The sequence below is a fragment of the Acinetobacter calcoaceticus genome, from assembly GCF_900520355.1.
In the GTDB taxonomy this organism is placed as follows: domain Bacteria; phylum Pseudomonadota; class Gammaproteobacteria; order Pseudomonadales; family Moraxellaceae; genus Acinetobacter; species Acinetobacter calcoaceticus_C.
Genome location: NZ_LS999521.1, coordinates 3,553,713 through 3,572,756 on the forward strand (window position 1 = coordinate 3,553,713; position 19,044 = coordinate 3,572,756).

General features: G+C 41.6%; 16 protein-coding genes and 3 tRNA genes. 11 read left to right on the forward strand and 8 right to left on the reverse strand.

Annotated elements, in window-relative coordinates; translation table 11 throughout:
* Window positions 1-9: 9 nt before the first annotated feature.
* The 11 genes from AC2117_RS16995 to AC2117_RS17045 all read left to right on the forward strand — a co-directional run bounded on the left by AC2117_RS16995 (window position 10) and on the right by AC2117_RS17045 (window position 12,856).
* Window positions 10-678, forward strand: coding sequence for an SCP2 domain-containing protein (locus AC2117_RS16995; protein WP_133975648.1), 669 nt, complete (start codon window positions 10-12; stop codon window positions 676-678).
* A gap of 12 nt (window positions 679-690) precedes the next feature.
* Window positions 691-2,310, forward strand: a complete 1,620-nt coding sequence (locus tag AC2117_RS17000; RefSeq protein WP_133975650.1) for an ABC1 kinase family protein — start codon at window positions 691-693, stop codon at window positions 2,308-2,310.
* A gap of 283 nt (window positions 2,311-2,593) precedes the next feature.
* Window positions 2,594-3,367, forward strand: coding sequence for a bifunctional phosphoribosyl-AMP cyclohydrolase/phosphoribosyl-ATP diphosphatase HisIE (hisIE, locus tag AC2117_RS17005; RefSeq protein WP_133975652.1), 774 nt, complete (start codon window positions 2,594-2,596; stop codon window positions 3,365-3,367).
* Between the two features lie 9 nt (window positions 3,368-3,376).
* Window positions 3,377-4,879 carry a UvrD-helicase domain-containing protein gene (locus AC2117_RS17010; RefSeq protein ID WP_133975654.1) on the forward strand — a complete coding sequence of 501 codons (1,503 nt, stop codon included), beginning with the start codon at window positions 3,377-3,379 and terminating at the stop codon, window positions 4,877-4,879.
* 23 nt (window positions 4,880-4,902) lie between these two features.
* Window positions 4,903-6,294, forward strand: coding sequence for an AAA family ATPase (locus tag AC2117_RS17015; RefSeq protein ID WP_133975656.1), 1,392 nt, complete (start codon window positions 4,903-4,905; stop codon window positions 6,292-6,294).
* Between the two features lie 314 nt (window positions 6,295-6,608).
* Window positions 6,609-9,461, forward strand: a complete 2,853-nt coding sequence (locus AC2117_RS17020; RefSeq protein WP_133975658.1) for a monovalent cation/H+ antiporter subunit A — start codon at window positions 6,609-6,611, stop codon at window positions 9,459-9,461.
* Entirely contained in the window at window positions 9,458-9,826 is a 369-nt protein-coding gene (locus AC2117_RS17025; protein WP_003654595.1) for a Na+/H+ antiporter subunit C, read from the forward strand. The genes AC2117_RS17020 and AC2117_RS17025 overlap by 4 nt, the downstream gene beginning before the upstream one ends.
* Complete coding sequence (locus AC2117_RS17030; RefSeq protein ID WP_133975660.1) at window positions 9,826-11,637, forward strand: monovalent cation/H+ antiporter subunit D; 1,812 nt, start codon at window positions 9,826-9,828, stop codon at window positions 11,635-11,637. The genes AC2117_RS17025 and AC2117_RS17030 overlap by 1 nt, the downstream gene beginning before the upstream one ends.
* 2 nt (window positions 11,638-11,639) lie before the next feature.
* Window positions 11,640-12,167 (forward strand): Na+/H+ antiporter subunit E, encoded by a 528-nt coding sequence (locus AC2117_RS17035; protein WP_042894523.1) that lies wholly within the window; start codon window positions 11,640-11,642, stop codon window positions 12,165-12,167.
* Window positions 12,164-12,439: a monovalent cation/H+ antiporter subunit F gene (locus AC2117_RS17040; protein WP_133975662.1), complete on the forward strand. Its 276-nt coding sequence runs from the start codon at window positions 12,164-12,166 to the stop codon at window positions 12,437-12,439. Before AC2117_RS17035 ends, AC2117_RS17040 begins: the two co-directional genes overlap by 4 nt.
* A gap of 12 nt (window positions 12,440-12,451) precedes the next feature.
* Window positions 12,452-12,856: a Na+/H+ antiporter subunit G gene (locus AC2117_RS17045; RefSeq protein WP_133975664.1), complete on the forward strand. Its 405-nt coding sequence runs from the start codon at window positions 12,452-12,454 to the stop codon at window positions 12,854-12,856.
* 61 nt (window positions 12,857-12,917) lie between these two features.
* Here AC2117_RS17045 and AC2117_RS17050 read toward each other — a convergent pair whose 3' ends face one another.
* The 8 genes from AC2117_RS17050 to secG all read right to left on the reverse strand — a co-directional run bounded on the left by AC2117_RS17050 (window position 12,918) and on the right by secG (window position 19,044).
* Complete coding sequence (locus AC2117_RS17050) at window positions 12,918-13,319, reverse strand: ribosome-binding factor A (protein WP_009393224.1); 402 nt, start codon at window positions 13,317-13,319, stop codon at window positions 12,918-12,920.
* Window positions 13,319-16,018 carry a translation initiation factor IF-2 gene (gene infB / locus AC2117_RS17055; RefSeq protein ID WP_042894510.1) on the reverse strand — a complete coding sequence of 900 codons (2,700 nt, stop codon included), beginning with the start codon at window positions 16,016-16,018 and terminating at the stop codon, window positions 13,319-13,321. The genes AC2117_RS17050 and infB overlap by 1 nt, the downstream gene beginning before the upstream one ends.
* 10 nt (window positions 16,019-16,028) lie before the next feature.
* Entirely contained in the window at window positions 16,029-17,513 is a 1,485-nt protein-coding gene (gene nusA / locus AC2117_RS17060) for a transcription termination factor NusA (protein ID WP_003654584.1), read from the reverse strand.
* 37 nt (window positions 17,514-17,550) lie between these two features.
* Window positions 17,551-18,075: a ribosome maturation factor RimP gene (rimP, locus tag AC2117_RS17065; RefSeq protein WP_092710299.1), complete on the reverse strand. Its 525-nt coding sequence runs from the start codon at window positions 18,073-18,075 to the stop codon at window positions 17,551-17,553.
* A gap of 215 nt (window positions 18,076-18,290) precedes the next feature.
* Window positions 18,291-18,367, reverse strand: a tRNA-Met gene (locus tag AC2117_RS17070).
* A gap of 89 nt (window positions 18,368-18,456) precedes the next feature.
* Window positions 18,457-18,533, reverse strand: a tRNA-Met gene (locus AC2117_RS17075).
* A 40-nt stretch (window positions 18,534-18,573) separates the two neighbouring features.
* Window positions 18,574-18,658 (reverse strand) — tRNA-Leu (locus AC2117_RS17080).
* A gap of 56 nt (window positions 18,659-18,714) precedes the next feature.
* Entirely contained in the window at window positions 18,715-19,044 is a 330-nt protein-coding gene (secG, locus tag AC2117_RS17085; protein ID WP_092710024.1) for a preprotein translocase subunit SecG, read from the reverse strand.

Consider the following 19,044-nt stretch of genomic DNA (forward strand, 5'->3'; position numbering starts at 1 on the left):
GTTAACGATATGTGGTCGATTCTGGCACTCGGTGCAGTCGAACGTATCGTTCATCATCTGATCGATCTGGATGCGGTTACTCGCATTCAGCTTAATCAGTTACAGGGCAAAATGTTGCGTGTCGTAATCGACAGTCCGCAACTTTCTGTCGATGTATTCTTTGATCAAGAAAAAGTACGTCTTGAAACTACCGCAACAGGGCACAGTGAAAAACCTTCTATTTTTGAACAACGCCCTTTTGATGAGCAATTCAAAACTTCTGAAGCTACAGCAACTTTGCATGTTAAAGATGTCATTGAGCTGATCAAACTATTGGTCAGCGATCCAGATCAGATTGGCAATATCCCATTGCAAGGTGATTATCACCTGTTACAGGATATTCAAAAAATCATGCAACAAGCTGAACCAGATTTAGCTGCTCACTTATCAAGATGGGTTGGGCCTCAACTCGCCCACGAAATTGGCAAGATTCAACTTGCACCCAAACATTTAAAACGCTCTCTTCAAAGTCATCTATTTTTTGCAGAAGACGCATTAAAAGAAGATAGCGGTCTATTTGCCCCTCGTTGGGAAATGGACGATTTAAGCCAAGCCACTCGTAAGCTTAATCAAGACATTGACCGTCTAGAAGCAAGATTGCAGCAACACAACGCACAACTACAACCCTCTCAAGACTAGGTAAGACTTTATATGATTCCGCACGTTTCGCGTTTACTCGAACTTTGGCGTATTGCAGCGCACTATAGACTCGATACGTTGTTCCCTGCGGATGAATTACCAGTTAAAGCTCAACATGCATTAAGTATTATTAAAATGCATCCGGCTGCCTGGTCTAGTCGTGAACGGAAAAACCCTTTAAAGCTAAAAGAAGCTTTGGAAGATATGGGACCGCTTGCAATTAAGCTTGGACAATTGCTTTCAACTCGACGTGATTTAATTCCACCCGAAGTACTCTCGCAATTGGTCTTACTGCAAGATCAGGTAAAGCCTTTCGATGTAGAGGTTGCCAAACAACGTATTCAAGAATCGTTAAAAGCTGACGTAAATACCTTGTTTGCGCGCTTTGATGACCAGCCACTAGCTGCTGCGTCAATTGCACAAGTTCATACTGCTGCTTTACATGATGGTCGTGAAGTCGTTATTAAAGTGACTCGTCCAGACATTCGCAATCAAATTTTGCAAGATTTTGAAATTTTGGCATGGTTAGGCAATACGTTAGAAAGTCGTCTTGAGGCGGCTCGTGCCTTACATCTCACTGAAATTATTCAAGACTACCGCCAGATTATTTTAAATGAGCTGGACTTGAGTATTGAAGCAGACAATACCCGTCGTATGCGCCACTATTTTACTGGCTCAACCATGATGTATGTGCCTGAAGTCTACATGGACACCAAAGATGTCATGGTGGCAGAGCGTATTACAGGTGTTCCTATTTCAGATACGGCGACCTTTGACCGTCTAGGCATGGACCGCGCGCAACTTGCAGAAAAAGGATTAACCATTTTCTTCACGCAAGTATTTCGCGATAACTTTTTCCATGCCGACATGCACCCCGGTAATGTCTTTGTAGAAACAATTAACCCAAGCAATCCACGCTTTATTGCACTGGACTGTGCGATTATGGGTGAGTTGTCTAAGCATGACCAGATGACGATTGCCCGCATGTTGCTTGCTGTAATGAACAGCAACTTTATGCAGCTCATTCAAATTGTGCACCAAGCTGGCTGGATTCCACCGGGCACAGACCAAGATGCACTCTCACGTGAAATGCGTCGCACCGTTGGACCAATGGTATCCAAACCAATGGACCAACTTGATTTTGCTGGCATCTTGATTCAAGTGATGGATATTGCCCGTCGCTTCCATTTAGAGATTCCACCGCAACTCATGCTGTTGCTAAAAACTTTAGTGCATGTCGAAGGGCTTGGAACAGACCTATACCCTCAACTCGATATCTGGAAATTGGCAAAACCAATTTTGACTGAATGGGTCAAGGCCAACATGAACCCAGTCAAAAATATAAAAGAGTTAGGACAGCAACTACCTGACCTACTTTTAGGTGCTCAAGATTTCCCAAGCTTAATTATTGATAGTTTAAATGGTTTAAAAAATCAATCTGCTTGGCAAGACCGTCAGTTACGCGAAATTCAGCAACTTCGTTTGCAAATGGAACATCAACAACGCCGCAGTTGGATGTTCGGAAGCATTATCGTAATTTTATTAACTATCGCGATTATTAGTCCGTGGTTTGTTTCGATTATTATTATTGTGCTGAGTAGTTTATTGGCACTTTGGCGGGTCATGAAATAAGTTAACTTTAGCAAGGGTTATTCTTAGATTTAGCATATAAATGTTTTAAAATAAAAGAATAACCTTTGGACATTAGCCATCTTAATCCTCTGGTTTTAAGCATCACGAAATATTTAAATAACGTACTGACAAGTAATAAAGATAAGCTGCTCATTAAGCTGACAAAGACAAAAAGCGCAAAGAATTTCTCGGCAAAGCGACGCTGATGCCGTACACTATACAAGCTATTTTTTAGCATCTGACTTAAATCAATTTATAGTTCATATTTCTTTGGTGATTCCTCATGAATAACACGCAATGGCTCGATGAAGTAAAATTTAACGAACAAGGTCTTATCCCTGCCATTGCTCAACATCATCAAACTGGACGTGTTTTGATGGTGGCGTGGATGAACCGTGAAGCACTCGCGTTAACAGCAGAAAAAAATCAGGCCGTTTATTTCTCTCGCTCTCGCCAAAAACTCTGGCACAAGGGTGAAGAATCAGGCCATTTCCAAACAGTTTATGAAATTCGTCTGGACTGCGACGGCGACGTGATTGTGCTACAAATTGAACAACACGGTGGTATTGCATGCCATACGGGTCGTGAGTCTTGTTTCTACCGTAAACTCACCCCACAAGGTTGGGAAATTGTCGATGCACAGTTAAAAGACCCTACTGCAATTTACGGTGAAAAAGCTAAAGCCGAAGCACACGATCATGCACAAACTACCGAGCAAGTTGACGTACTTGCTCACTTAGGGCAATTGATGCAAGAGCGTAAGCAAGCTGAAGCAGATACCTCTTATGTTGCCAGCCTCTATAAAAAAGGCATCAATAAAATTTTAGAAAAAGTGGGCGAAGAAAGCGTAGAAGCTATTATTGCCGCTAAAGATTTTGCAGTACAGGACTCAGAAGCCAACTTAAACGATCTCGTTTATGAAACAGCCGATTTGTGGTTCCATACTATTGTCATGTTGGGTTATTTCGATATTAACCCACAACTTATTATTGATGAATTAGCTCGTCGTCAGGGCTTATCTGGTTTAGTTGAAAAAGCTAACCGCAACAAGGTATAAAATCACTCAGTGTCGAATATTGAAAAACCTAAAGCTACCTATGAGCAAGCGATTGCCATAGACAACGCACGTCTTGGGCAATCATTTAAAGTGATTGCCTATGCTGGCACAGGTAAAACCACCACTTTGCAAATGATTAGTGATGCCATGCCTGAGCGGCGCGGTATGTATTTGGCATTTAACAAGGCGATTGCTGGTGAAGCACAAAACAAATTTCATCGCAATGTGGACTGCCGTACTTTTCACTCACTTGCCTTTCGTAGTGTCCCTCGCGGCGTAACTGATAAATTACGTCTGCCACGCTTAAGCCCAAGCTTTATTGCTAAAGAGTATCGACTAGAGCCGATTACTTTACGGCGGATGATGGGTGGGCGTTACGAGAAATATGTCTTAATGCCAAGCCGCTTAGCAAGTCTTGTGGCCAATGCTGTCAGCTACTTCTGTTCAACGAGCTCTCAATATCCTGCACCACGCCATATTCAAGCACCCAACTGGCTACATGCAGACGATATTACTGAATTACAAAAGCACCTATACCCTGCTGTTGAACGACGTTGGTTAGAGTCGATTGACCCGAACCATCAAGCTGGAATTGGGCACGATATTTATCTTAAACTTTGGGCATTATCTGAACCGAATATTCCAACTGACTACGTATTATTTGATGAAGCCCAAGATGCTGATCCTTTAATGCTAGGTATTTTGCTTCGTCAAAAAAATACGCAGGTGATTTACGTCGGTGATGCTCATCAGCAGATTTATGCATGGCGTGGCGCAATTAATGCCATGCAGCAATTACCATTACCTGAATCTCGCCTAACCACTTCTTTTCGTTTTGGTGAGTCGATTGCCGATATTGCCAATTCACTACTGGGCGGCTTAAACGAGACTGTTCCCCTACTTGGCAATCCGAACCAGAAATCAAGTGTAGTCAATAAACCTCACACCAAGATGCGTGACGCAATTTTATGCCGCACCAATGCTCGCGCAATGGAACTTTTACTGGCAGGTTTAGTTCACGGTGATAAAGTGAGTTTACAAGCGGATCATCAAAAGCTAAACCGTTTTGTAGATGCTGCAAGCCTCTTGAAACAAGGAAAACGGGTTACTGATGTTCCTGAATTAGCGTGGTTCAATTCATGGCATGATGTCCATGAATATTGTGAGACCAATGAAGGTAGTGACATTAAACCTTTAGTTAAATTGGTTGATGATCACGGGACGGACCCATTAAAAAAAGCACTTGCAAAGATTACTCCAATTGAGCAAGCTGATTATGTCATTTCTACCGCGCATAAAGCTAAAGGGCTGGAATGGAACCGCGTTCATATTGAAGATGACTATCAATTTAAAATTAATGGCTTAGAACACAAGATTACCGATGAAGAATTAAGATTACTTTACGTTGCCTGTACTCGTGCTAAAGTAAGTCTAAATATCCATCATCTTTATGATCTGATACAACAATTAAAACTAAGGGCGCCTTTAAGTCTTCGTCAATCGGTTGGTTGAAGCGCTCATACTTAGGTGAGCCTATGAAACTTGAATCTATCCAATTTAAACATATTGCTCTATTTCATGATCTTAAAATACAGTTTCAATATGAAAAACAGCCTATTACCTTAATTTTAGGTGAGCAGGCAACTGGGAAAAGTATGTTACTTAAACATACTTACCATGCTTTAACTTGGCTCCCTGCACGTCTTAAAGATTTACGTAGCCCTGGCATAGTCATGTCTGATCAAGATATTACTCAATCACGCCTACAAGCAAAAATCGAAATTACGCTTCAAATTCCACCAGAAATTGGCCATTTGCCAGAAGCCACCTCTGCTCAGCAGACCGATTCCTCTTTGTGTAGCTGGAAACTATTTAAAACCTTAAATGCAAGTGGCCTAGGCATTAGTCAAGTCGAAACTCAACAACTTGATCAGGCTATGGCTCTGTATCAACAGATAACAAAGAAAGATCCATTACAAGGTCTGCCTTTAGTCGCTTACTACCCAGCCGAGCGATTTGTAAATGATATTAACTTGCTCAATAAAAATTTACCGGGCATTACCCAAGCTATTTCAGCCTATGACATTAGTCCGCTTCCATTTACAACCTTTACTCGCTTTTTTGAATGGCTACGTGAAATTAGCGATATCGAAAATGCCCAAGCTGCATATGTGGTACAACGGATTAGGTCTGAGCAATCAGATCCACAAGATCAGACAGAACTCTTAAACCAACTTCAAAAAGAGTTATCTGGGCAACCTGCACAGCTTCAATCACCTAATCTCTACGCACTCAAAAATGCATTAAAATTTGTTTTGCCAGAGCTCAAAGATTTATATTTACAATATCAACCCCGACTTCAACTCATGGTTGACTACGATGGTCAGACCTTACCGTTTCATCAGCTTTCGAGCACCATAAAAACATGGATCGCCTTGGTAGGTGATGTCGCTCGCAGACTCTGTATACTCAATCCATTAAGTTTAAATCCTTGCCTCGAAGGTGAAGGAATCTTGTTAATTGATCAAATTGATGCACAGCTTGACTCTACTCATTGTTCAGAAATCTTGAATCGGCTCCATCAGGCATTTCCACGCTTACAAATTATTGCAACTGGAAGTCGTGAAGAGTTACTCGAACATGCCTCAGCCTATCAATGTTTAAAATTAGAAAATGGTAAAGTTACCCACCTTGACCTAAATACCACTCAGCAACAGCTTGAAGACATATATACCTTGCTGCAAAGAAGTGAAACTTTGGTCTCTCATACAGAAACGCAAGCACTCAGCTTGATTGACCCAACGCCATCTCCAGCACAAATTGATATTTTATTTCAGCAAATTCAGAGTTTAAATGAACAACAAAAAAATGAGTTATTACGCATGATTCATGCTGGAGACATGCCTGAAGAAACACCTTCAGCTTAAATTTTACGACCTATTTATTCTATTTTTAGAGTGAATTTCGGTCTCGTAAAAGATATAGTTTAAGCAGGATTTTTAGGCTCTAAAATCACTAGATGTTGTTACTACATGTAATAACATCAGATTTTTACTGCTTTTTTAGTGTACAATAAATTTCATTTTGCGTTTTTTATTCTTCAAGTTGCGCAATACAACTTGTTTCTCGCTTTATTTTTTAATTTGGTTGGGCTTTCAGAATACAAGCCTTGGAAATCTCTTTGAATTCCTATCTATTCTGAAATTAAAATTTCACTTTTAGGTCTCGGCCTAAATCACATATGGATACGAGTGTGCTACCGATAATTATCTTATTACCGTTAATATTAGGCACCACCCTTGTTTCATTGCTTCAACGGTTCTCGCGTGGAGTAACGGCTTTAGGGGCAATCGGAGTCAGTTTAACCAGTTTCGGTTTATTACTGACTCAAGCAAAAACTGTGCTTGGTGGTGCAAGCATTCAACAAAGCTGGGATTGGTTACCTCAATTAGGAATTAATCTAAGCTTCAGGCTCGATGCGCTTGGCTTATTATTTTCTTTGCTTATTACCGGTATCGGTACACTCATTTATATATACGCCTATTATTACCTCGGTCCTAAAAATTCTTTAAGCAAACTATATGCTTTACTCATGCTGTTTATGGCAGCAATGCTGGGTATTTCTCTATCCAATAATTTAATTATTTTATTAGTATTTTGGGAACTCACCAGTATTTCATCTTTCTTATTAGTGGGCTACTGGAGTCATTATGAAGCTGCTCAGCGCGGCTCTCGAATGGCGCTCACCATTACAGGGATGGGCGGTTTGGCGTTATTGGGGGGATTTGTTCTATTAGGACAAATCACGGGGACCTATGAAATTAATGACATCATGGGAATGAAAGATGCCATTCAGGCTCATACTCTTTTCACTCCAATGTTACTGCTGATTTTACTTGGCGCTTTCACTAAAAGTGCTCAGTTCCCATTTCATTTCTGGTTACCAAATGCAATGGCTGCGCCAACCCCTGTTTCAGCCTATCTACACTCTGCAACCATGGTAAAAGCAGGAATTTTCCTGCTAGCCCGCTTACTACCAATTTTTGTAGGTGCTGCGCTCTATCATAATATTGTGACGTTTGTCGGCTTATTCACTCTCTGTATGGCCGCCTGTTTTGCTATTTTCAAAGAAGATTTAAAAGGCTTACTGGCTTATTCAACAATTAGTCATTTAGGTCTGATTGTTTGCTTACTTGGGATAGGATCACCTTTAGCAGTTGCTGCTGCTATTTTTCATATTATTAACCATGCAACATTTAAAGCAGCGCTCTTTATGCTTGCAGGGATTATTGATCATGAAACGGGTACACGTGATCTTCGAAAACTCAGTGGTATTTGGCAGCTACTTCCTTTTACTGCCACTTTAACCATGATCACTGCTGCATCAATGGCAGGTGTACCACTCACCAATGGCTTTATTTCTAAAGAAATGTTCTTTACCGAGCTATTGGCAAACCTTTCAGGTTCAGCAGTTATTTTTGCCAGTATTATTGCAACTCTGGCTGGTATTTTTGCAGTGAGCTATTCAATCCGCTTAGTGCACGGCGTGTTTTTTGATGGTCCAATTGGTAAACACGTTCCAAATAAAAATGCACATGAACCCCCAATCGGCATGCGTGCGCCAGCCATTCTTCTTGCTGTGCTATGTATCTTGGTCGGTGTTTTACCTTCTTTATTGGTAGAGCCGCTGGTAAATAGCGTAACGAGAGCAAGCTTAATGCAACCAGAATTTGCTGGAACTCATCTTGCAATCTGGCATGGATTTAATGCTCCTCTTGTGATGAGTATTATTGCTTTAGTGGGCGGCACACTCTTCTATTTTGCTTTAGCAAAAGATGGCACAATTCGTAAAATTGACCTTGACCCACGTTTAGGCAGATTACAAGGCCGTATTTTATTTGACCTATTTTTAAAACATCTGTTGCTCACAAGCCGAAAAATCAAACAAAAAACTGAAAATGGCTCATTGCAAAGTTACTTATTTTTGATCATTGCTTTTAGCATCATCATGGTAACTATGCCGCTACTCAATCAAGGGCTCACCACAGGCACACGTGAACTCACTCATGCCCCATGGATTGCCATAGTTCTCTGGCTAACTTTATTCTCAGGTTGCTGGATGATGCTGTGGTTCCACCATGAACGTATTAAAGCAGTCCTTATTAGTGGTGCAATTGGTCTGGTTGTAACGATGGTATTTGTCACCATGTCAGCTCCAGATTTGGCATTGACTCAAATTACCGTGGATGTTGTAACCACTGTTCTTTTATTAATGAGTTTATCTTTACTTCCACAGCTAACGCCGTATGAATCTCTTCGTTCCAGACGTTTAAGAGATGCCGCTTTAGCTATTGTTGGAGGTTTAGGAATAGGCTGGATCACGTGGCTGATTTTAACCCGTGATCATAATTCGATTTCATGGTTCTTTGCCCAACAGTCATTACCACTTGGTGGCGGCTCCAATATTGTAAATGTCATTTTAGTTGACTTCCGTGGTTTCGATACGTTTGGTGAAATTACGGTGCTAGGTATTGCTGCTATTGGTTCACTTTGTCTCATGGATGGCATGCGTGTACATGGTACTACCACGACTCAAGGCCTCACCTACCGTTTTAATCCATCTCCGCTCATGTTCCGTATTACAGCCTCTTGGGTATTGCCATTAGCACTTGTCGTGAGTGTTTATATCTTTATGCGAGGACATAACTATCCCGGCGGTGGCTTCATTGCAGGTCTAATCACCTCAATGGCGTTAATCATCCAATATATTGCGCTAGGTCAAGACCAAACTGAACAATTACTCAAAGCAAAATCAGGCCGTCTTTACGAAGTCTGGATTGGTTCAGGTTTAACAATTGCCGGGCTTACTGGTGTAGCTGCATGGTTCTGGTTACGCCCATTCCTCACCAGCGCTCACGTATATGTTGAATTACCAATTCTAGGAAAATTACATTTGGCTTCGGCTGCAAGTTTTGACTTAGGCGTTTATATCACCGTGGTTGGTGCAACGATGTTGCTCATCTCGGTATTAGGAGACTCTCGCCATTCAAGCATGGCTGGTCCTGTAGTACCCCATCGGGAGGAATCATCATGATCAGTTTAGAATTCTTATTGGCTTCTGCTATTGGTTTACTTGTTGCCACAGGTATTTATCTGATTTTACGTGCTCGTACTTTCCCTGTTGTGCTTGGATTAGCTGTAATTGGCTATGCTGTAAACCTATTTTTATTTGCTATGGGCCGATTACAAATCAGCTCACCCGCAATTTTAACCGAAACAACAAAAATAACCGATCCACTTCCTCAAGCGCTAGTGTTAACAGCCATTGTGATCGGTTTTGCAACCACCGCCTTTATTGTACAACTGGCGTTGCGTAGCCGTTATGAATCAGGTAGTGATCATGTTGATGCTAAAGAAGACATCTCTCCAACATACGACCCACGCGAGGATGAGCCGTAATGTTTGATTTTTTATCTTTCTGGCAAGAACATGCGCCTATTTTTAGCATTCTCATCCCAGCATTTACTGCTTTTATATTATTACTGCTAGGCAACCCAGGAGCAGGTGCGTTAAAAGATGACTGGCGACAACCATGGCGTCGTGGCATTAGTCTTGTTTCCGCAATTGCTGGATTAATTACCTCAATTGTATATTTGAGCTTTGCAAGCACGGGCCAAATTACCATTTACCAACTGAGTGAATGGTCAGCACCGTTTGGTATTGTGCTCGTATTAGATCGTCTTTCTGCTTTTATGTTGGTACTGACCTATGCGTTAGTCGTCCCAGTTTTATGGTATGCAAGCGACAATTGGGATACCCGTGGACGCTATTTTCATGCCATGGTGCATTTCTTGTTAATGGGTATCTGCGGAGCATTTTTAACAGGCGATTTATTTAACCTTTTCGTCTTTTTTGAAATCTTATTAATGGCTTCGTATGTTTTGCTTTTACATGGGCAAGGCAAACCACGTTTTCAACTTGGCGTTCACTATGTCATTATCAATCTTCTAGCCTCTGCCCTATTCTTAATCGGCCTTGGTATGATTTATGGCAGTGTGGGTAGCCTCAATATGGCAGATGTTTCACGCCTTATTCCGACACTCGAAGCAGATCAACACAAATTAGCTGTAGCCGGTGCCTTACTTTTATTTGTCGTGTTTGGCATTAAAGCAGCTATGCTTCCTGTAGGTTTTTGGCTACCAAAAACTTATGCGGTTGCTAGTACGCCAGTAGCTGCAATTTTCACTATTATGACCAAGGTCGGTATATATTCGATTTTGCGTGTGAATGGAACCGTATTTGACGATGCACTTAGTCAAGAAATCTTAAAAAGCTGGTTACTTCCTATAGGTTTGATTACTTCACTGTATGGTGTGATTGCTGCCATTGGAGCAGATCGTTTACGACGCTTTGTCGGTTTTATGGTACTTTCTTCAATTGGTACCTTGCTCATAGCAATTGCTATGTCGAATACACAGGCATGGTCTGGTGCTTTATATTATTTAGTGCACAGTACACTGATTGGAGCAGCTTTTTATCTATTTTGTGGATGGATAACTTCACAGCGTGGAGATTTTAAAGATCATTTAAAAGTTGCACCAAGAATCAAACAAGAAAAAGCTGCTGCATTTACTTATTTCACCATTGCGATGATGATGGCTGGCTTACCACCTTTTAGTGGTTTTCTCGGAAAAGTATTCATTTTACAAGCGACAGTTGAAACCAGTTACCAAGCATGGATTATTGGAGTAGTGCTTGTTGTAAGCCTATTAAGTATTATTGCTCTAACACGTGTTGGTTTTATCTTGTTCTGGCGAGCAACGCCTCCAGAGGAAGATCCAATCCATCCAGCGTATATACTTTATCGAGCCTTACCAGAGCGAGCACCACTACGTAATGATCAAGTGATTTATGTGTTACTTGCTGGCTTAATGGCTTATGTCATATTTGCTGCACCTATTCAGAATTACACACTAAGTACAGCCCAGCAAATTCAAGACCATGCACTTTACCAACGCACGATCCTTAAAGTAGATAAAAATGGTGAAGTTATCAGCGTGCAACCATTTGATCCGGGTTACCTACCAGAAACTAAATATGGGGGCGAAGTTGAAGATCATAATGCTTACCTCGTTCCAGATATTATTTCGAAAGATACCTTCAACGGTGAACATATTTCTGAATATAAACATCGGCAAATTCAACAACAGGACAAACTACAAACGCCTACCATTGTTGATGAAAGTCAATTGAAACCTATGGAGCCATAACAATGCAGTTATCTCATTTGCTTGAACGCTGGTTTCCACATCCATTTGTTTCAATTCTTATCATCTTATTTTGGCTGATGCTGTCACATAGTCTGGATGCTAGTGATCTTTTGACGGCGGTGCTGTTGGGTTTAATTATTCCTCGTTTAGTCAAACCGTTTATTACCCGAACGCCGCATATTCACTGGAAACCAACTGTTAAATTATGCTTTGTAGTTCTTTGGGATATTGTCATTTCCAACTTTAAAGTCGCAAAGCTCGTTTTAGGACCTACCAAAAATTTACACCCTAAATGGTATCGTGTGCCGCTAGAAACGGAACACGAACAGGTCAATACGTTACTGGCAATGATCATTACGACAACGCCTGGTACAGTTTCTGCGGGTATTGATCAAGAACGTGGAGATATTCTGGTTCACGCCTTGAGTACGGATGATACCGAATCTGACATTCAAGACATCAAACAACGTTATGAAATTCCACTCATGGAAATTTTTGATGTAAAAAGAGAAACGGAGGCAAGTGTATGACCATCCTACCCTATGCTCTAGGTATTAGCTCGATTGCCATTACAATCTCTATGCTACTTTGCCTTTTCAGATTGGTCATAGGACCATCAATTGTAGACCGACTTTTAGCACTCGACACTCTCTTCTTAAATGCAATTTGCCTCATTGTTGTTTTAGGCATTTATTGGATGACGACCTCTTTATTTGAAGGAGCCCTACTGGTTGCTATGCTAGGTTTCGTATCTACAGCAGCCTTAGCACGTTACTTCACAACTGGTCATGTTATCGATTAAGGAGAGATCAAAATGCAGTTCGTAATGGAAATTATGGTTTCGGTCTTTCTGGTCTTTGGCACTTTCTTTATGTTAGTCGGCTCAATTGGTATGGTCCGCTTACCTGACTTATTCATGCGCTTACATGCCCCGACAAAATCGAGTACGTTAGGATTAGGCAGTTTCTTGATTGCTTCCATGATCTTTTTCGCTTTTCAAGGCCGCTTTGGTTTTGCCGAGTTACTGATCACACTTTTAGCTTTTATTACTGCACCGGTTTCAGCAAATTTAATTGCTCAAGCCGCGCTACATTTACGCTTGCGCTCACTGAGTGGGGAAGTTCCTGAAGCAATTGAACGCCCTTTGCCTTGGGATCGTTATAAAATAGGACAGCGTTTCTCGCAAAACAAACCTCCTATGGACCCTCCTAAAGAATAAAGGAAAAAAGCCAACCAATAAAAAAGCCACCCGAAGGTGGCTTTTTTATTTTTAATTTATATTACTGTTCGTCATCTGATTCGCGTTTCGGTAAATCATTTACCGCTTTCTCGATCAGACCAAACATATAGTTACCATAGGCATTCGTTTTGTCATAATGGAAACGCAATCTTGGCGTAATACGTGTCTTGATACGACGACTCAATTCATGACGCAAGAAACCAGAAGCTTTATTTAATACCTCTAAAGTTTCTTTATTTGCTGCTTCACTTTGCTCATCACCAAGCTCACGTCCCATTACAGTGACATAAACTTCAGCATAACCCATGTCTGCACTGACTTTCACCGCAGAGATGGTCACTAGACCACCTAAGCGAGGATCTTTAAGCTCTTGACGGATCAGCTCAGACAACTCGCGTTGCACTGAATCCGCCATGCGCTTTAAGCGTTGGCTACCCGCCATTAAAGACTCCGTTTAATCAATTGAACATCATAGACTTCAATTTTATCTTTCACTTTGATGTCTTTATAACCTTTCACCGCAAGACCACATTCCATACCGGCACGAACTTCTTCAACCACTTCTTTATAGCGACGAAGAGATTCAAGCTCACCTTGGAACACAACCACGTCATCACGTAATACGCGAATCGGTTTATTACGATGCAATACACCTTCAAGTACCATACAGCCTGCTGCTGCACCAAACTTACTTGAGTGGAATACTTCACGTACTTCAGCAACACCCAAGATAGTTTCACGATGCTCAGGAGCAAGTTTACCACTCATGGCATCTTTCACATCATCAATCAATTCATAGATGATGCTGTAGTAACGAATATCGATACCGTCTTGATCACTTCTCTGACGAGCAGTCGTATCAGCACGAACGTTAAAGCCTAACAATACAGCTTCTGAAGATTCAGCAAGAATCACATCAGACTCAGTAATCGCGCCAACACCCGAACTAATTACACGAACTTTTACTTCATCAGTAGATAATTCATGTAAAGCTGCATTCAATGCTTCTAAAGTACCACGTACGTCAGTTCTTAAAACAACGTTCACTGTAGGAACATCTTTTTTACCCATTGACGACATGATATTTTCAAGACGCATTGCACTTTGACGATCAATACGTTTTTGACGTTCACGGTCAGCACGAGCATCAGCAACTTCACGTGCTTTCTTCTCGTCATTTACAACAAGAACTTCATCACCTGCCATCGGAGCATCTGGAAGACCCAGAATTTCTACCGGAATAGATGGTCCTGCTGATTTAATAGGCTTACCATTTTCATCAGACATTGCACGGACACGACCATATGATGAACCTGCAAGAACAAGGTCACCAATGTTTAATGTACCGTTTTGAACAAGAATAGAAGTTACTGCACCACGGCCTTTATCAACACGCGCTTCAATAACAACACCTTGTGCAGCACCTTCAGCAGATGCTTTTAATTCCATCAATTCTGATTGAATAAGAATTAAATCAAGGAGTTCATCAATACCTTGTCCACTGTGCGCAGAAACCTTAGCAATCGGAACATCACCACCCCATTCTTCTGGAACGATTTGTTTCGTTGTTAATTCGTTTAACACACGGTCTACATCAGCAGACTCTTTATCCATTTTGTTGATTGCAACAATAATTGGAGTACCTGCTGCACGCGCATGGTCAATTGCTTCTGCAGTTTGTGGCATTACACCGTCATCTGCCGCAACAACCAATACAACGATATCCGTTGCTTTAGCACCACGTGCACGCATTGAAGTAAACGCAGCGTGTCCCGGTGTATCAAGGAATGTAATGATTCCTTTGTCTGTTTCAACGTGATATGCACCAATATGCTGGGTAATACCACCTGCTTCACCTGCCGCCACTTTCGAACGACGGATACGGTCAAGCAATGATGTTTTACCATGGTCAACGTGACCCATAATAGTAACAACTGGCGGACGAGTTGTTTGCTCACCACGTGCTTCTTCAGCCGCTTCAAGCAAATTATCTTCCGCTTGTGTATCAGAAACTAAAACAGGGTTATGGCCCATTTCTTCAACAACAAGTGCTGCTATATCTTGATCAATAGCTTGTTCTTGATTAACCAACTCACCCATTTTCATAAGTGATTTGATAACTTCACGTACTTTAATCGCCATTTTTTGAGCAAGATCGGCAACAACAATGCTTGAACCGATTTCTACATCATAAACTTGCTTTTTAACTGGCTTTTCAAATCCATGCTTATTTGCCTGACTTGATTTTAAACCACGTTTGTTATGGTTAACAAAGCTTTGCTCTTCTTGACCACGACGGCCACCTTTTTTACCCGAACGAGGGTTAGTGGTTGCGCCACCGCGTTTAATTTCACGGTCTTCTTGCTTAAATGAATCTTCATAAGCTTGGCCAACTAGACCTGAAGCAAGTGGAGAATCATCAATCACACGAATTGTCGTAGCAGCTTCGTCATTTGAATACTTAGACGCCATTTTGCGCATTTGTTCAAGTGTACGTTGCTGAGCTTCTTCAGCCGCTTTACGACGCGCAGCTTCTTCAGTTGCTTTTAACTGAGCTGTTTGTGCTTCACGCGCTTTCTTTTGCTCTAATGTTTCTGCTGGTTTTGGTGCAGGTTTTACTGTACCACCACCACGTCTTTTCACGACTACAGCAGCTTTAGGAGCTGTTTGCGCAGCGCTATCTTGTTTATGAGCAGCACGCATAGCATCTAAAGTTGCTTTTGCTTTTTGCTCTGTTTGAAGACGCGCGTTTTGCTGTGCAGTGTCACGCGTTTGCTGTTCTACACGTGTTTTAGCTTCAGCTTCTGCACGTGCTTTAGCTTCAGCTGCAATTTGTTCAGGGTTTGGTTTAGCAAAAACCTGTTTTTTACGTACTTCTACGTTAATTGTTTTTGCTTTACCTGAAGTACTTGCAACTTTAGCGGTACTGGTTGTTTTACGTTTCAACGCAATTTTTCCTGTGTTACCACTTTCCTGACCATGCACTTTTTTCAAATGATTGACTAAAGTATCCTGTTGTTCAGTGGTAATAATATCGTCTGCTGTACGTTGAGGCAAACCTGCTTCACGAGCCTGTTCTAGGAGCTTCTCAACAGGACGTTCTACACTGAGAGCTAACTCTTTAATCGACTTGTCCGTCATATTTCATCTCCTAGTTAAACCATGATTCGCGAGCTTTCATGATCAATTGACCTGCTTTTTCATGATCAAGACCTTCAATATCAGAGATATCATCAGTAGCCTGATCTGCCAAATCGTCGACAGTAATAATACCGCGCGCGGCAAGCGAGTAAGCGATCTCAGAAGTCATGCCTTCCATAGTTAGAAGGTCTGCGCTCGGTTCTTGAATATTTTCTTGCTGTTTCAAAGCATCAGTAAGTGCTGCTTCTTTTGCACGACTTTGCAATAACTCAACCAATTCAGCATCAAGCTCAATTTCGTCAAAAGTTTCAGCTGGAACATAAGCAATCTCTTCTAAAGAGGTAAAGCCCATTTCCACCAATGCCATTGCTAAATCTTCTTCAATATCGAGACGTGATACAAACATGTCAAGATATTGCTGAGCTTCATTTTGCTGACGAGCACGATACTCTTCTTCAAGCATCATGTCGAGTTTGTAGCCAGTTAAATCAGAAGCCAAGCGAACGTTCTGGCCTTGTGAGCCAATCGCACGAGCCAATTGATCGCTGGTTGCAAAAATAATATCGGCACTTCTTGCATCTTCATCAAGCACGATGCCTGAAACATCAGCTGGTTCTAATGCACTTGCAATGTACTGAGCTGGATCATCAGACCAGACCACTACATCAATACGTTCACCGTTTAACTCTTGTTGTACTGCTTGAATACGCGTACCACGCATACCAATACATGCACCGACAGGGTCAATACGATGGTCATTTGTTTTCACTGCAATTTTAGCACGAACGCCCGGTTGACGTGCCGCTGCTTTAATTTCAATAATTTCTTCAGAAATCTCAGGAATTTCTTTTTTCATTAAAGCAATTAACATTTCAGGCTTAGCGCGTGATAACAACAACTGAGCGCCACGACCTTCACGGTTCACATTGTATAAAATAGCGTTCATACGTTGTTTAGGGCGAAGAATTTCTTTAGGAATCATTTCTTCGCGCGCAAGATAAGCTTCTGCGTTGTCGCCTAAATCGATAATAAAGCCATCTTTGGTTTGTTTTTTCACTTCACCGTAAATCAACTCACCAACTTTAGACTCATATGCATCAGCAACTAAAGCACGCTCAGCTTCACGAATTTTTTGTACAATAACTTGTTTTGCAATTTGTGCAGCGATACGACCAAACTCAATAGATTCTACTTCGAGTTCACGTACATCACCAATTGACCATTTAGATGGGTCAAGGTCAGAAATCGCATCTTGGCAAGCTGGCATTTCATGATCTTCATCTGCCACAACAGTCCATTGACGGAACGTACTGTAATCACCAGTTTTACGATCAATTTCTACACGAAGCTGAGCTTCTTCAGCATGCGTACCTTCGTAAAATCTTTTCTTCGTTGCAGCAACTAGAGCTTGTTCTAAAGCCTCGAAGATCGCTTCCCGACTAACACCTTTTTCATTACTAACCGTTTCAACAACGGTAAGAATTTCGCGGCCCATAAGTCACCTACCGATTTCTTATAAAATTTAAATAAATTTAATCTTGATAGATCAAGTTTGCCTTATCGATATTGTTGCTGTCGATCTCAAGCACGTGCTGCCCATCAACTTCAACCTGAATTTCTTCATTTTCAAGGTCTACTGAGATAAGTTTTGCTTGAAATTTACGACGGTTTTCTACTGCGGCAATCAAACGCAAAGCAATTTGTTGTCCAATGTAGCCTTGTAACTGTTCTAGTTGAAAAAATGGACGATCCCAACCCGGTGAAGAAACTTCTAATGAATACTCACCTGAAATTGGATCATGAACATCCAGCATTGCGCCAACTTGTTGTGTTACACGCACACAATCTTGTACACCAATACCACGGCCTTGTTCTACTTCGCCATCTTCATCAAGTACAGGCTCAGCATCTTCACTTACCGCTTTGTCGATATAAATACGCAATAATGAACGTTTGCCTTGTGGGAGAAACTCGATTCCCCAAAGGTCGACACCACATGCTTGTACTGCAGGAACAATTAAGTCATGCAATGCTTGGGATTTATTTGATAATTTCATTTACTCTCGTCATTCTCGTGCGATTCAATCGGTTGTTTTAACCGACACAGACCTACTATAGTGAAGCATGACTATTTGACCAATTGATGTCGAAACTACACGATAGCGATACGATAACCAATAAAAAAGGGCGTTAATCGCCCCTGTCTTGCACAGAAAACAATAGTCCACTGTGCAAAAAGGCCCACTTGTTTGTGAGCCTCTTTTAAGAAACTTGGTAGCGGGAGCTGGATTTGAACCAACGACCTTCGGGTTATGAGCCCGACGAGCTACCAGACTGCTCCATCCCGCATCAACGTGCAAAAATTATATACAAATATCAAATAAAGTCAATGTAAACTTACTAGATATTTGTCTGATTAAGTTGCACCTTAATCAAATTGGTAGCGGGAGCTGGATTTGAACCAACGACCTTCGGGTTATGAGCCCGACGAGCTACCAGACTGCTCCATCCCGCAACAAAAACAAACCACACGCATCAACTTTCTGGTTAAAAGCTGGTGCGGAAGGGGGGACTTGAACCCCCACGCCCGAAGGCACTACCACCTCAAGGTAGCGTGTCTACCAATTCCACCACCACCGCAGCTTGTGGGACGCATTCTAGTGCTTCCCACCACAAAAGGAAAGCCTTATTTCGAATTATTGACTCGTTTTTGGTGCAGTTGGCGAAGTTTCAGGCAATGTGCTTGGTGTTGGTGCAGTAGTTTGTACGGTTTTTAGACTATAAGCCTCTGTAGTTTGCTTTTTCGCAAAAACAGCTAGGGTTAAACTAGTCACAAAAAACAAGGCCGTTAAGACAGCAGTAAGGCGAGTAAGGAAGTTAGCTGAACCCGATGCGCCAAATACAGTGGCTGCTCCGCCGCCGCCAAAAGAGGCACCCGCATCCGCACCTTTACCGTGTTGCACTAGAATCAAGCCAATCATCAGTACCGCTAAAATAATATGTACGATCAGTACAAAAGAGTGCAT

Excerpts from the sequence above, each read along its gene's own strand:
- secG (WP_092710024.1), bottom strand. The coding sequence starts at position 19,044 with ATGCACTCTTTTGTACTGATCGTACATATTATTTTAGCGGTACTGATG.
- rimP (WP_092710299.1), bottom strand. The coding sequence starts at position 18,075 with ATGAAATTATCAAATAAATCCCAAGCATTGCATGACTTAATTGTTCCT.
- AC2117_RS17025 (WP_003654595.1), top strand. The coding sequence starts at position 9,458 with ATGATCAGTTTAGAATTCTTATTGGCTTCTGCTATTGGTTTACTTGTT.
- AC2117_RS17000 (WP_133975650.1), top strand. The coding sequence starts at position 691 with ATGATTCCGCACGTTTCGCGTTTACTCGAACTTTGGCGTATTGCAGCG.
- AC2117_RS17050 (WP_009393224.1), bottom strand. The coding sequence starts at position 13,319 with ATGGCGGGTAGCCAACGCTTAAAGCGCATGGCGGATTCAGTGCAACGC.
- AC2117_RS17040 (WP_133975662.1), top strand. The coding sequence starts at position 12,164 with ATGACCATCCTACCCTATGCTCTAGGTATTAGCTCGATTGCCATTACA.
- AC2117_RS17020 (WP_133975658.1), top strand. The coding sequence starts at position 6,609 with ATGGATACGAGTGTGCTACCGATAATTATCTTATTACCGTTAATATTA.
- AC2117_RS16995 (WP_133975648.1), top strand. The coding sequence starts at position 10 with ATGTGGTCGATTCTGGCACTCGGTGCAGTCGAACGTATCGTTCATCAT.
- AC2117_RS17035 (WP_042894523.1), top strand. The coding sequence starts at position 11,640 with ATGCAGTTATCTCATTTGCTTGAACGCTGGTTTCCACATCCATTTGTT.
- nusA (WP_003654584.1), bottom strand. The coding sequence starts at position 17,513 with ATGGGCCGCGAAATTCTTACCGTTGTTGAAACGGTTAGTAATGAAAAA.
- AC2117_RS17015 (WP_133975656.1), top strand. The coding sequence starts at position 4,903 with ATGAAACTTGAATCTATCCAATTTAAACATATTGCTCTATTTCATGAT.
- AC2117_RS17045 (WP_133975664.1), top strand. The coding sequence starts at position 12,452 with ATGCAGTTCGTAATGGAAATTATGGTTTCGGTCTTTCTGGTCTTTGGC.
- infB (WP_042894510.1), bottom strand. The coding sequence starts at position 16,018 with ATGACGGACAAGTCGATTAAAGAGTTAGCTCTCAGTGTAGAACGTCCT.
- hisIE (WP_133975652.1), top strand. The coding sequence starts at position 2,594 with ATGAATAACACGCAATGGCTCGATGAAGTAAAATTTAACGAACAAGGT.
- AC2117_RS17030 (WP_133975660.1), top strand. The coding sequence starts at position 9,826 with ATGTTTGATTTTTTATCTTTCTGGCAAGAACATGCGCCTATTTTTAGC.